The 13571-nt window shown below is 54.2% G+C and carries 11 protein-coding genes; 5 read left to right on the top strand and 6 right to left on the bottom strand.

Annotated features, from left to right (window positions below; all coding sequences use genetic code 11):
• Positions 1-4: 4 nt before the first annotated feature.
• Positions 5-652, bottom strand: a complete 648-nt coding sequence (locus tag H575_RS07185) for a CDP-alcohol phosphatidyltransferase family protein (protein WP_042700072.1) — start codon at positions 650-652, stop codon at positions 5-7.
• A gap of 81 nt (positions 653-733) precedes the next feature.
• On the opposite strand from H575_RS07185, the gene H575_RS07180 reads away from it, so the two are divergent.
• Positions 734-1411: a RibD family protein gene (locus H575_RS07180; protein ID WP_042700069.1), complete on the top strand. Its 678-nt coding sequence runs from the start codon at positions 734-736 to the stop codon at positions 1409-1411.
• A 36-nt stretch (positions 1412-1447) separates the two neighbouring features.
• Positions 1448-1915, top strand: coding sequence for a peroxiredoxin (locus H575_RS07175; protein ID WP_042700066.1), 468 nt, complete (start codon positions 1448-1450; stop codon positions 1913-1915).
• A gap of 69 nt (positions 1916-1984) precedes the next feature.
• Here H575_RS07175 and H575_RS07170 read toward each other — a convergent pair whose 3' ends face one another.
• Genes H575_RS07170 through H575_RS07160 form a run of 3 tightly spaced genes read right to left on the bottom strand, consistent with a single transcriptional unit; the run spans position 1985 to position 5133 of the window.
• Positions 1985-2824, bottom strand: coding sequence for a hypothetical protein (locus H575_RS07170; protein ID WP_042700065.1), 840 nt, complete (start codon positions 2822-2824; stop codon positions 1985-1987).
• Positions 2825-3886 carry a polymer-forming cytoskeletal protein gene (locus H575_RS07165; protein ID WP_245554503.1) on the bottom strand — a complete coding sequence of 354 codons (1062 nt, stop codon included), beginning with the start codon at positions 3884-3886 and terminating at the stop codon, positions 2825-2827. It lies immediately after the preceding gene.
• A 26-nt stretch (positions 3887-3912) separates the two neighbouring features.
• On the bottom strand, positions 3913-5133 hold the full coding sequence (locus tag H575_RS07160; RefSeq protein ID WP_042700062.1) for a 2,3-bisphosphoglycerate-independent phosphoglycerate mutase: 1221 nt from the start codon (positions 5131-5133) through the stop codon (positions 3913-3915).
• A gap of 451 nt (positions 5134-5584) precedes the next feature.
• Between H575_RS07160 and H575_RS07155 the strand changes: the two genes are divergently transcribed.
• Complete coding sequence (locus H575_RS07155) at positions 5585-7246, top strand: cache domain-containing protein (RefSeq protein ID WP_042700059.1); 1662 nt, start codon at positions 5585-5587, stop codon at positions 7244-7246.
• Between the two features lie 5 nt (positions 7247-7251).
• A complete protein-coding gene (locus H575_RS07150) occupies positions 7252-7683 on the top strand; it encodes a hypothetical protein (RefSeq protein WP_081406704.1) in 432 nt (143 codons plus the stop codon).
• A gap of 1142 nt (positions 7684-8825) precedes the next feature.
• Here H575_RS07150 and amrS read toward each other — a convergent pair.
• Positions 8826-9827 (bottom strand): AmmeMemoRadiSam system radical SAM enzyme, encoded by a 1002-nt coding sequence (gene amrS, locus H575_RS07145; protein ID WP_042700053.1) that lies wholly within the window; start codon positions 9825-9827, stop codon positions 8826-8828.
• A 39-nt stretch (positions 9828-9866) separates the two neighbouring features.
• A complete protein-coding gene (locus H575_RS07140; RefSeq protein ID WP_042700050.1) occupies positions 9867-10583 on the bottom strand; it encodes an FKBP-type peptidyl-prolyl cis-trans isomerase in 717 nt (238 codons plus the stop codon).
• Between the two features lie 197 nt (positions 10584-10780).
• Between H575_RS07140 and H575_RS07135 the strand changes: the two genes are divergently transcribed.
• Positions 10781-13552: an aminotransferase class V-fold PLP-dependent enzyme gene (locus H575_RS07135; RefSeq protein WP_342664216.1), complete on the top strand. Its 2772-nt coding sequence runs from the start codon at positions 10781-10783 to the stop codon at positions 13550-13552.
• The last annotated feature ends 19 nt before the right edge of the window (positions 13553-13571 follow it).

Here is a 13571-nt window from a genome sequence, read left to right as displayed (position 1 = left end):
ATAGTTAGTCTTTCTTATACTCGCCGTGCTTTCTCCAGAGATACCATAACCTCTGGAATGCGGAAAGGTTCGTGCAGACGGCGACAAGGATCACGGCGATCCAGATCTGGCCGATAACGCCGAACAGAACAAGCGAGATCATCGTCTCGGGTCTGCCGAAAAATCCGACCCCTTCAAGCGGATCCGAGATCTTACCGTCCTCTTTGCAGGTATAGCCGATCTCCGCATAGGTCACCGGTTTGATGAACGTGTTCATGATCGAACCGATCACGGCAAGTCCGGCGATCAGCATATCCGCAGTCGGCGCAAAACCCGTAAACTGGGAGATGATCGGGATCCCCGAAAGACCTATCGCGAGAAGCACGATCCCGTCCACATATTTATCGACGATCCAGTCACAGACCGCGCCGAAATCGCTTTTCTTACCGGTGATGCGTGCGACCGAACCGTCCGTCAGATCCAGGATCCCGGAGATCAGGAGAAGCACGCTCCCGATAAGAAACGACTGACAGAAGTAACAGACCGCCGCACCGATCCCGAAAAACAGCGAAAGAAGCGTGATCTGATTGGGACTCATGCCTGTTTTGACGAAGACGCTCACGACCGGGTCGAGCCAGCCCGTCAGTTTGTATCTGAGTGATGTGATATTCATGGATAGAGAGGTAAAATCATTTATCGGTGTGTGCTAAATATCTATACATCGTCAAGCTATATGAATCAGAAGGAAACTTTCATGGAGACACTACATAAACCAAACGTGCTGATGATTTCAGAGATCACAGCTGACGGGAAACTTACTCTTGGCAAAGGCGTTTCCAGTAAACTGCTGATGAAACACATGTCCCATGAAGCCGAGATTCTTCTCCACGAAACCCGTGCCGGGTATGACGCGATCATGGTCGGGTCATCGACGATACGGATCGACAACTCATTTCTGACCGTCAGGATGGTGCCGGGAAAAAACCCGCTGCGCGTCATCCCAAACAGCATGGCCGATCTGCCGGTCGAATCGAATGTTTTTGCAACGGAAAACGCCAAAACGGTCCTCGCCGTCTCCGCCCTGGCGCCGGAAGAGCGGCTTGCCGCGTTCAGGGAAAAGGGCGTCGAGATCATCGTCTGCGGCGAAGAGCATGTGGATTTTCCTCAGCTGATGGATATCCTTTATACAAAATATCAGGTGAAAAAACTCATCATCGAAGGAGGCCCGACGCTGAACTGGCATATGCTCCATCACCGGCTCGTGGACGAGATCCGGCTCATCCATATGCCGTTCATCGTCGGCGGAAGCGACACGCCGTCTCTCGTCGGCGGCATGCCGCTCGCATCCGAAAACGAGATGATCAGGCTCGATCTGAGAAGCACCAGGATGTACGGCTCCAATCTGGTGACCGAGTATCAGGTCCTGTACTGAATAAGAATTATATGCTCAACGTGCCAAAATTCAGGTATGGCACTTCAGGTCAATGATACGATACCCCCCTTCACTCTTTTAGACGCTGCTGGAAAGGAGTGGACGTTTCCAACGGATGCGTCACACCTTATGGTCCTGTATTTTTATCCAAAGGACAATACCGGCGGGTGCACGACTGAGGCAAAAGAGTTTTCAAGTCTCCTTCCGGAGTTTTCGCGCCTCGATGCGCAGGTCTTCGGCATCAGCCCCGACTCCGCCGCCAGCCATCAGAAGTTCATCGATAAGCAGCAGCTTTCGGTAACGCTGCTTTCCGATCCGGACAAGACCGTCATCAGCGCGTTTGGGGTCTGGGTCACAAAAAAGCTCTACGGCCGGGAGTACATGGGGGTTTTGCGCAGTACGTTCGTTATCGATTCAACAGGTAAGATCCTTGCCGCGTGGGAAAAGGTAAAGGTCAAAGGGCATGCGTCCGAGGTCCTGCAGGCTCTCCACCCCCTGGTCTGAAGGAGAAACGCACAGAATAATCTGCAAAAAAGAACGGGCGAAGGGTCCATCCGGCTCAAGGGCCGTCCTTCACCCGAAACAGACCCAGCGGTCGTAGATCGGATCACGCGTATTTTCCATGATCGAAAGCGTCCGGTCCACTCCGTCGGCCCACTCCTGCACCCAGAAGGCTTCCTCCTGAGTTGCCACGGTAATAAGCGTCTTCTCCGTGATCCCGGCAAGCTCCTCCACGATCGGCCGCCAGATATCCTTTGTATATCCGTAGATCTGGCCGAACATGATCCCGACCCCGTACTCCGCGTCCGGCAGATACGCCGAAGCAGCTCTTGCATCGATACATGCCGTACGTCCCGGGGCCAGCCGTCCGGACGAAAGACCCAGCGCCAAAAGCTCGGGATCGTTGTCATAGGCGATCGGATCAGCCCCCATCTCACGAAGGAGAAGCGAACCGATCCCTGACCCGGCGCAGGCATCCAGCGCGGTACCGGAGATCGAGGGACCCCATACCTCGTGTAAAAGACCGCGGACCTTGCCGACCCTTTCCTCGGTCAGATCGTCACCGGCAGGCGCGATCACCTTCTGGATGATCTCAGCGTAATACGCCCGGCATGCATCCTCAACATTCCCGCGGTCCTCCTGATAGATATCCCCGTCGGCTGCTTCGAAGAGGGAAAACTCGCCCGCGGTCGGCGACCGGAAAAGCCAGGAGGTCCCGCACCACTCATCGCCGCTTTTCACTGCAAACAAAAGCGGGCTCTCGTCCTCATCGATCAGGAGCCTCGCTCCCTTATCCGCCGGCTCAGCCTCGCAGATCAAAACACCCGGCTCCCCATTGTTCACGAGCGATGCATAATCCGGTTCAAGCATGCGCAGCTCATCGAGCTCCAGCATTGCAGAAAGTTTCGACATTTATTTTCCTTCCGTTCTTCCGATGGTGAGCCCATCGGTCGCTTTGATCACGCCGCTTACCCGTGCGTCTTCATGCAGCCAGACAGTTTTGCCTGCAACATCGCCTAAAACATCAGCTCCGCGCTCGACCCGGATATTCTGGGCCGCCACATCGCCGTGGATCGCCGTCCGCGGTCCGAGTTTGATCCGCTGGGACGCCTGCACGCTGCCAAAAAGCGTCGTGTCCTTTCTGATCTTGACCGACTGCGCCCGGATATTGCCGTGCAGACGGCAGTTCGATCCGACATCCATCGGTGTTGGAACGGAAAAGTATCTGAGATCCATCGTCGTTTTCGGCGGGAGGACGAGAGGCGCGGCGTTCGCTTCGGAGATAAGACTCTCTACGCGTTTTTTCGCCGCCTCTTCGCCTTCCAGATGAAGCATCGTCATCACATACAGAAGAAGATACAAAACGACCGGCATAGGGTTGCGGATCGCGATATCCCCGTACGCCTTGAACTCCTTGTCGATCACGACGTTGTCCCCGATATCCAGATTGCCGCCTACATTCAGTTTTCCATGGATCTTGACGCCTTCGCCGAGATAGGCGTCCCCATTGCAGAGAACGGTTCCGTGGACCTCACAGAAGTTGTCGATCCTGAGATCCCCTTCGGCCACGATATCGCCGTGCATGACCGAAAGTTCGCTGATAACGATATCATCGCCGTACAGACCGTAGCCGATATCACAGTGATCCCCCACTAAAATATCATGCTTTGTTTTGAGATTGCGTTCCTGCAGTTCGGTCTTGTCAGGCAGGTAACAGGTTTTGAAAAGATCAGAGGAGGAGATAAGAATGGACGCGGTATCCTCGTCGACTTCTGAAAGGTTGAGACGAGGAGGCGCCGCCGCCTCCGGCCCGACCTCAGAGAACAGCGGTTCAGGTCCGTCTTTTTGTTCTTCTGATGATGACTGTGCAAGCTCCTCCTCCTCTTCGGGAGTGAGATCCGGTAATTTTAGGAAGGAATCCTCCTCGCCGGGTATCGATTCAGCTATTATTATCCGTTTTTTTTCCTCCGCCATTCTCCACCACGTGTATTAGTATATCGTTATGCTCCGTACTTATGGGTTTTGTCGATAAGGTCGCAAAGGATCGGCATGAGACTGCCGCCCGATATCCGGCACATGCCTCCTGCGGCGCAGGAGATCTCGTCGTACGACGTGACTGTGTCGATACGCGTTCCGTCCCCGTGAAGGATCAGGGGGACAGGGTCTGCGCTGTGATCTTTGATGGTGCAGGGGGTCGAGTGGTCTCCGCAGACGGCGATCATCAGGTCGGGGATATCGAAAAACGGCAGAATGGCCGCGTCGACCTCTTCCAGATACTTCATCTTCTCGACGGCTTTTCCGTCGTGGCCGTACTCATCAGCTGCTTTGACATTGAAGAGGACGAAGTCTTTTTTCTCCAGTTCGCGGCAGACGAGGTTTACCTGATCTGCAAGCGGGGTCGTCGGAAGGACCGGGATCCTCTCAAGACCGACGGAACTGCCGATACCTGCGATCAATGCTGCTGCGGCGACGACGCTGCCGGTAAGTTCATGTTTCTCTTCGAAGGGTTCGTAGACACCCATCTCGCCGGCTCCCCGGATGAGGACGGCGTTTGCCGGGTATTCGCCGCGGGCTTTTCGTTCAAGGTTGACCGGATGGTTTTTCAGGATCTCCGCCGCCTGGGCCGCGAAGGCATTGCAGACTTCGGCGGTGAAGGCGGCTTCTGCCGTGTCATCTTCCGCGACGATGGTTTTTGGCAGAACGCCGGTCTTTTTCGGATCGTTGGATGATACGGCCGCACTGAGTCCTTTGCCTCTGAGAGCGAGGGCCGCACGGTGTCCGGTTCCCGGCGCGAACTCGATCTCGACGCCGTATTTTGACAGATCGACACCGTCTTTCACGGCGGCGGAGATCTCGGCAGTGTCGGGTATGCGGCCTGCACGCCGGTCGATCACCTTGCCGTCGTCATCGACTGTCGCATAATTTGCCCGAAAGCCGATCATGCCGGGTTCCATTTTTATGCCGCAGCCTGCAGCCTCAAGGGGTCCTCTGCCGGTATAATACGTGTGCGGATCATACCCGAGGAGGCTGAGATGCGAGGTGTCGGATCCGGCACGGACCCCGGGAGCGATCGGATCCATGATCCCGCAGATGCCTTCGGCGGCAAGCCGGTCGAGATTGGGGATACAGGCGGCTTCAAGCGGGGTTTTATTTCCCAGATTTCTGCATGGTCTGTCACCCACACCATCAATAATGAGGAGAAGGATTTTTGATGCTGTCATTATGGAATTAATTTGATCGGATACCTCTTAGTGTATTCTGTTCGGTTATCTCATCGATGCGTGCCCGCCGCATCCGGCCGCGCCGGAAGATATCAGGCTTTTCACGACCCGGTGATGCCAAAACGGCCCAATAGAGTGAAATCCGGCATGCTGATGCGGCAGCTTACCTGAATCTGAGTATCCCCGCATCCATAAGTAAAACCCAGAATAATTTTTCTGAATTTCAGATATCTGCAATAAAATCACCCATATAATGCATCGTTCTTCGTAGAGTTTTTCCCGGAAAGGAGGGTCCGGCGAGTACAAAACAGGAGAAAAAACACAAAAAATCCGAATCTGATGATGAACGCTCTGCTCCTCTGAAGCGGGACAAAATGCCGGATGAAATAGACATTATAATATATGCATGGATGCGTAAAAAAGTAAATGCTTAGTCAGGGATGAAGGCACGATGACCCGTCAAATACTGCATATTCTTACATTTTGTCTGCTCCTGGCCATCATTCTGACCACCGGATGCATTGCATCAGGGCAGCTCACCCCGGTTCCCGGAGATCACGCTGCCGATATGCAGAAGGCACTGGACTCCTGGATACCGGTTCTCGATTCCCAGATCACGGAAATATGTGCCCTGACCAGTGCTGCGGCCGTTGAGCTGAAAGGGACCGAAAACGATCCCTTCGCACAGAAACAGATATTTCTCCAGCTTCGCCGGGACATCCCCGCATGCTCCGAGATCTGTCTTGCCGATGCGCACAATATCGTTGCCGCAGTAACCGGAAACCCGAAAAATCAGGAGTATATCGGGCATCCCGCCTGCACGGCGGTCACCGAAGAGGAGTTTGCCGCGGCAGGCGGCTGTATCATCTCTCCGCCCCTTACCCTTATCAACGGGGATCTCGGGATTCTTTTCAGCGCTCCGGTGTATGATAAAAACGGCATATACGCCGGATCGCTGCGCGTGTTTGTGAACCCTGCCCATCTCTTTTCCGGCCCGGTCTCTGAACTGAAAAAAGACGGTTATACGCTCTGGACGGTCCGGCCGGACGGTGTGCAGATCTATGACGAAGACCTTCAGGAGCTCAGCAAAAACATCCTGACAGATATCCTGTATCAGGAATCAACGGTCTATCAGGCCATGCACCGGGTAACTTCGGAAAAACAGGGGGCCGTGTCATATCTCTTTCACAATGTCGGGTGGACCGGATACGGCCAGGCAAACGCCGTCTGGAATACGATCGGTCTGCCGGACGGCACGGAGTGGCGGGTCGTTTTAAGTGACAATGTGAACACGGAAAAAACAGCCGAACCGGCCGTCAGCCACACGGCGGATGATCTGCGGACCTTTGTCGAAAAAGCCTACAGATACGCCCGGACCCACACCAAAGAAGATGCATTGGCTGCATTCAACGATCCAAACGGCGCGTTCGTCGATAAGGAACTCTACATCTTTGCCTATGATATGCATGGATCGACCCTGGCACTGCCCTATCAGCCGGACATGATCGGTATGGACCGGCGCAGCGGCGAGGATATCGTCGGCGTGAAACCTGTTCAGCGGTTTATCGACCGGGCAGGTTTCGGCGGCGGCTATCTCTTTTACCAGTATCCAAATCCGGCAAACGGGTTTGCTTCCGAACTGAAGCTTTCGTATGTGATGTCGGTGGATGATGACTGGCTGATCGGCGCAGGGATCTATCCGGGGACTCCTGAGCTCAATTACAGCTGGGAGATGCGCGATCAGCTGATAATGCAGGTGAGGGAGCTGCATTATCTTTCCACGGCGCTTCCCCGGGAGGAACTTCTGCGGATGATGAACGATCCGTCAGCCAGGTTCCATGTCGAAGGGCTTTATCCGTTTGCGCTGGATGCTGAGGGCACGCTTCTGTCCAACGCCTACAACACGTCCCGGATCGGGAAAAATCATCTGGGATATACGAACTCTTTTGGTATGTCGCCGATCCGGGAAGCCCTCTCCCTTTGCGCGTCCGGTGGAGGGCTGATGTACAGTCTTGTGCTGGATCCGGCATATACGAGGGAGGAGTATATCCTCATGTATGTGGAGCCGGCGGATGATGGGATCTGTTACGGCAGTATGATGGTTCTGGAGTGATCAAGTTGGCACTACGATACAAAAAACAAACACAGAAAGAAAAACGCATGGTCATGGCAGGTGTTCTCGGTATTGCTTCGCTTTTCATTGTCGGGGTATTCGCCCTGGCGGCGCTGGTCGGAACCGGGTATGTCGTGGACAAATCACTCGAAGATCCGGATGTTCTGCTGCATGTGTTTGTGGTCGGGAATGATGTGATCGTGACGATCTATGAGGGACGCCGGGTCAATGATCTTGTGATGCTTTCTCTGGAGATCGAAGGTGTCGTGCTGCCTGCTTCGGTCGCATGCATCCCGATCTCAACTGCAGGAACCGGGGAAGTGCGTTTCAGTAACGCCTGTTCCGGCGTTACCGGGACGCGGGATATCGCGGTCAGGGGAGTTTTCGCGGACGGCGCGACCCGGCTTCTTAAAATTAATACGATGAAGTTTACCTAACCGGATCTTCTTTTCTTTTTTTCAATAGGAGTTACGCGGTGTTTGTGTAACTCTAATTCGTAAAGGAGTTTTTTGGGTGTGGAAACATAAAAATAACCAACCGCGAATCGGCGCACTCGCAAACCTTCGGTTTGCTCTCCGCTTCGGGTCTTCGCCCCTCGCTTGAATCCGCCCTTCGGGCGAGAAGAATCGGATTTGCTATTCCTCACTTTCGCAAGCCTGTTGTGCAGTCTTGCTCATCCCTCATCGGGATCGTTCGGGCAAATCCTGTCGCCGCCCCAGCGGCTCCCGATAGTAATTTCTCCCCCCCCTTTTTCATTAAAAAATTCCCTAAATATTTCCTTCAGGAGGTGCCGGGGCACCGACAGGATTTGCCCGAACGGTCCCGATGAAGGGACGAGCCGGTCGTGGCTGAAAGACACGACGAGCGAGAGTGAGGGTCAGCAAATCCGATTCTTCTCGCCCGAAGGGCGGATTCAAGCGAGGGGCGAAGACCCGAAGCGGAGAGCAAACCGAAGGTTTGCGAGTGCGCCGATTCGCGGTTGGTTTTATCTCATGTGTCCACACCCAGTACTACCCTTCCCAAATTGGATTGGGAATGACACCGCGTAACTCCTATTTCAATAGGAGTTACGCGGTGTGCTCTGCTTCGGCTGATGCGTGCAAATCGAAGATTTGCGTGTCGCCTCAAATGGGCAAAGCCCATTTGGGCTTATTCAAGCGAGTGTCAAAGACCTGAGTCGGAGAGCAAATCTCTGATTTGCGGTTCGCGGTGGGATATCCCGTGTATCCACACACAATCAACTCCTTCCTGAGAGAGAGGCAAATCCCTAGGGTGCACATTTTTCTCAAAACCCTGGGAAAAATTTCTAAAACCTAAATATACACCTAATTACTACAAAATACAGAGTTTCGGGAAAAATGTGCACCCTCACAAAAAACCTTCAAATAAGCCTATTTTTCAAAAAAAAAACGCAAATAATAGCATAATGTGGGTGCACGCAGGTTTTTGAGACCTGCACCCTCAGCACAAATAAAAAACAAGGGTGCAGGTCCGACGTGCACCCTACTTTTTCAGAACACAGCTGAAAAACCGTGTTCCACGAATCATTTTCTCCTCAAACCCATACACCCGCGTCCCCTTAAAAAACGCCCCCGATCTTGCGCCCGCACGCTCCGCACTTCCCCCCCTCCATCCCGACAGCCGCCGACGAAAACCCGTCTCTATCAATTAAAACCGCGCCGCACTCCGGGCAGATCGTCTTCGAGCCTTCGGCATGGGGCATATTTCCCACATACGGATAATACAGACCATGCGCCTTCGCCTGACGGTAGATCCGGTCAAGCGTCGAGAACGGGGTCCTTGGAACATCCTGCATATGGTACATCGGCATGAACGCCGTGAAGTGATGCGGCACCGCCGGCCCGAGATTTGTCATGACCCAGTCAAGCATCGCGTCTATTTCGTCAACACTGTCATTATACCCCGGGATAACGAGCGTCACCAGTTCCAGATGGAGGCCAAGCTCCTTTGAAAGGAGAATCGTATCAAGCACCGGCTTCAGGCGTGCCCCGCAGACCGTTTTATAAAACTCATCCGTGAACCCCTTCAGATCGATACGGATCGCGCCAAGATACGGAGCGAGTTCGAGGAGAGCTTCTTTCGAAAGATACCCGTTCGTGATAAAAGCCGAAGTAAGACCCTGTTCCTTTGCGAGTTTCGCCGTATCATACACATACTCAAACGAGATCGTCGGCTCATTATACGTAAACGAGATGCTTTTCGCGCCAAGCAGAACAGCTTCCTGGACGACCGCTTCCGGCGGCACATACTCGGCGGGGATACTCGTCGTCTGCGAAAGCGTATAATTCTGGCAGTGTTTACAGGTAAAATTACAGCCGAAACCGCTCACGGAAAACGTCGTCGTCCCCGGCAGAAAATGATACAGCGGCTTTTTTTCGATCGGGTCGAGATTTGCCGCCGTAAGCCGACCATAGGAGTCCGCATACAAAACGCCGTCCATATTTTCCCGAACGCCGCAGAATCCTCTCCCGCCTTTTGCGATCATGCATCTGCGGGCGCAGACCCCGCAGGAGATCTTCTCGCCGGAGACTTTCCAGAGACGTGCAGGATGTCGGATCATTGACGAATAATAGGATCCGTCAGAAAAAAAGAGTATGGGTTATTCAGCTGCCTGCTCTTCTGCAGGTGCGCTTTCTTCTTCAGCCTTGTAGTTCGGGCGCGGGAAGGACTCGATGAACTTCACGTTCTCGATCTCCGGGAAGATCAGAAATGCTTCCTGGGAAACCATATACTGGGTCATGAGCCAGTTCTGGTTGTACATCGCCATCATTGCGGGGATCTCGATGGAGACAAAGGTCTTGTCCTCTGCACTGACCTTCATATCGCGGCCGGTGAGGAGTTTGATCATTCCTGCGAGCTGCTCGGTGCCGTCCTCGACAACACCTTCGATGGTGTAGACGTAGGCGACATCCTGGCCTGCAAGCGGATGGTTGAAGTCAACGATGTATCTGCTGCCGACTTTGTTTACAACAACACCGTCGCGGCCTTCGATCTTTACACGCTCGAAGAGTTCGGGTTTCTTCTCGAAAGCTTTCTTGTCGATAGCTTTGAGTTCCTCTTTTTTGTGCTCGCCGAATGCCTTTTCTGCGGGAACAACAAGAGTGTATTCCTTGCCGATCTCTTTGCCTGCAAGATCCTCATCAACGCCGGGAAGAAGGTGGCCTGCGCCGACTTTGACGATCGAAGGGCCGTACATTGCATTTTCACGGAAGATTCCGGCGGTCTTTGCAACTTCAGCGTCGGTTGTATCGAAGGGAACACCGTTCACAGATCCGGTGTAGCTGAGTTTAATATATGTACCATTCTCGATAGCCATACGAATTCCTTAGTATATGCGCCTTCATTCCTTATGAGAGTTGGGGAATGCTTTCTGGGGGAAAACGGGTGTGCGGGAGGACGAACCGCCCCCATCCCGTCCTTTCGACCCGGACCCCCTGCCCCGGCTTTTGCAAACATGCGTCCTCTCAACCGGGGCAGTTCTTTTTCTCTGTAAAAAACCAATAGATATCCATCGTGCCGCACGAATATAAGAAACCGCATTATAGAAAGAAAGCAGAAAAACCAGTACGTGTACGGGGCGAAAAGAAACCAGTCCCGAAAAAGGAGCTCAAGCCCGGATACTATATCAAAGAAAGCGACGACTTCGTCACCAAATTCCTGTACTGGTGTCCTGCATGCAACATCCCTCTGCTGGCAAAAACCTGCGCCTGTGATACAGACAGCATAAAGATCCCGCTTCAGCAGCCGTATGATATCAGGCCTGCCTTAAAAGCCGATCACGACCTCATCTCCTCCCTCATAAAAACCCGGTTCGGCGACAACGTCACCCTCCCGAAGATCCTTGTTCTGAACAAAGCCGGAGGACTCGACCGGAATGATCTCATCATCGCAAACGGCGTTCGGTTCGCCTGGCTCTGGTTCGACCCGGTAGCGAGAAGATTCAATCTCGACCTTGAAGCCGAGGCGCTGCCTTATCTGATCGGCAAAGCCGACAAAGGCATCATCGATCTCGAAAAGGAGGCGGTCGGTCTGCCGGAAGGAAGACTCGGCGGAAAGAAGGTAAAAGTCACGACGACCGGGATCTCAGACGGAGTCGTCATTCTCCGCTATAAAAATAAATACGGCACCGGCATCCTCAAAGAAGGTGCGGTCAGGATAAAAGAGCTCAACAGCGTCTCTCCGATAAAATCCAGACCAAACCCCTCATGGGAGGATGCGGTCGAAAAGAACGCCTTCCACATCAAAAACATGGAGCGAAACGCGATCCGCGAGATCCGACAGAATGCCCCGCAAAAACCCCGGGTCAACTGTTCATTTTCCGGAGGAAAAGACAGCACTGCCGTCTGGAACATCGCGAAAAAAGCCGGCGTCACCGAGGCGTTCTTCATCGATACCGGTCTTGAGTTCCCGGAAACCATCGATTTCGTGAAGTCAGAAGGCGTCGAGATCATTCAGAAAGCCGGCGACTTCTGGCAGGCAGTGGAAAAAGCCGGACCGCCGGGAAAGGATCACCGCTGGTGCTGCAAACTGCTCAAACTCAATCCGCTCAAAGTCCATCTCGCAGATACCGGAGAGTGTCTGACGATCCAGGGAAACCGCTGGTATGAGTCCTGGAGCCGGGCTTCGCTCGAAGCACTGAGTCAGAACCCGACCAACCCCCTGCAGCTGAACCTCTCCCCGATCAGGTCCTGGCGGGCTCTTGATGTGTTCTTCTATCTGTGGCTCAGGGAACTACCCTACAATCCGCTCTACGAACGCGGATATGAACGGATCGGCTGTTATCTCTGCCCGGCAATGCTCGAATCCGAGCTTGAAACGCTTCGCGTCACCCACCCGGAGATGGCGGACCGCTGGGAAGAGTTCCTCACAAGATGGGCGGAGGAGCGCGGCCTTCCGCAGGAGTTCGTCACCTGGGGTCTCTGGCGCTGGAAGGAACTGCCGCCGAAAATGCAGGAGCTCGTCAAAGAAGCAGGCCTTGATCTGACGGAGAAAAAGATCAGAAGAAGCACGCCCGCCTCGGTCGCCCACCTCATGCCTGAGGGAAAAACGACCGACATCGTCGAGGACCGCGTTCCGGAAAAACCCGAACCAAAACAGATCCCCGAACCTGACTGGGAAGCTCTTCGAAGCGAGTTTCCGATGATGGGAGACCTGATGTACTTCGACAACGGCGCGACGACCTGGTCGCCCGAGTGCGTTCTTGCGGCGATGGATGAGTTCGAGCGGCATTATCGTGCGAACGTCGGGCGGGGGGTCCACCGTCTCACGAGGATCGCGACCCAGAAGTACTGGCATGCCCACGAAAAGGCCGCTGCGTTCATCAACGGATCGGCCGGAACCACGGTGTTTGTGAAAAACACGACCGAAGCGGTCAACATGATCGCCCGCGGTCTTTCATTCAAGGAAGGAGATGTGATCGTAACGACGATCCTCGAGCACCACTCGAATCTTCTTCCCTGGAAGGCACTCGAAGCGAAAGGCGTGGAGCTTCGGATCGTCGGACTCAACGACGACCTGACCCTTGACATGGCCGCATTCGAAGCAGCGATGGATGCATCGGTCCGGCTCGTGACCGTGACCCATGCTTCGAACGTTACGGGAACGATCACCCCGATCGCCGAGATCTCGCGGCTGTGTAAAAAATACGGCGCACTGCTCGCGGTGGACGCGGCGCAGTCCGTTCCGCGGATGCCCGTCGATGTCGAGGCGCTCGGCGTGGACTTCCTTTCCTTCTCCGGTCACAAGATGTTTGGACCGATGGGGACCGGCGTTCTCTGGATGAAAGAGCCGATCCTTGAACCTCTCCTCCTTGGCGGCGGGATGGTTGCGAGCGTGAACGACGACGGATATGTTCCGGCGGACGGGTATCAGAAGTATGAAGCCGGCACGCCAAACATCTCCGGAGGCATCGGGCTCGCCGCCGCGGTGGAGTTTCTGACCGGCATCGGGATGGAGCAGATCGAGGCGCACGAACGAAAACTCACCGACCTGATGATCAGCGGACTTGCGAAGATCCCGGGGGTCACCCTTTACTCATGCAAGGATCCGAAAAACCGTATCGGCGTTGTGTCTTTCACGGTCGAAGGTTTTGCCCCTCACGAGATCGCGGAACATCTGGATGACGAGCACGGAATCGAGATCAGATCAGGTCTGCACTGCGCAGAGCCGCTTATGCGGTATCTTTCTGCAGAAAAAGGAACGGCGCGGGCATGCATCTCCTTTTATAACACCGAAAGCGAGGTCAACACCCTCGTCGCGGTGATCCGGGAACTTGCCGGCAATTAACGTATTTAAAAAAAAGGGG

Source organism: Methanocorpusculum bavaricum DSM 4179 (assembly GCF_000430905.1).
Classification (GTDB): Archaea; Halobacteriota; Methanomicrobia; order Methanomicrobiales; family Methanocorpusculaceae; genus Methanocorpusculum; species Methanocorpusculum parvum.
The sequence above is the reverse complement of the archived record's forward strand: the minus strand, read 5'-3'. Positions and strand labels throughout refer to the sequence as shown.

Coding starts and splice junctions, on each gene's coding strand:
- H575_RS07185 (WP_042700072.1), bottom strand. CDS start 652: ATGAATATCACATCACTCAGATACAAACTGACGGGCTGGCTCGACCCG.
- H575_RS07180 (WP_042700069.1), top strand. CDS start 734: ATGGAGACACTACATAAACCAAACGTGCTGATGATTTCAGAGATCACA.
- H575_RS07175 (WP_042700066.1), top strand. CDS start 1,448: ATGGCACTTCAGGTCAATGATACGATACCCCCCTTCACTCTTTTAGAC.
- H575_RS07170 (WP_042700065.1), bottom strand. CDS start 2,824: ATGTCGAAACTTTCTGCAATGCTGGAGCTCGATGAGCTGCGCATGCTT.
- H575_RS07165 (WP_245554503.1), bottom strand. CDS start 3,886: ATGGCGGAGGAAAAAAAACGGATAATAATAGCTGAATCGATACCCGGC.
- H575_RS07160 (WP_042700062.1), bottom strand. CDS start 5,133: ATGACAGCATCAAAAATCCTTCTCCTCATTATTGATGGTGTGGGTGAC.
- H575_RS07155 (WP_042700059.1), top strand. CDS start 5,585: ATGACCCGTCAAATACTGCATATTCTTACATTTTGTCTGCTCCTGGCC.
- amrS (WP_042700053.1), bottom strand. CDS start 9,827: ATGATCCGACATCCTGCACGTCTCTGGAAAGTCTCCGGCGAGAAGATC.
- H575_RS07140 (WP_042700050.1), bottom strand. CDS start 10,583: ATGGCTATCGAGAATGGTACATATATTAAACTCAGCTACACCGGATCT.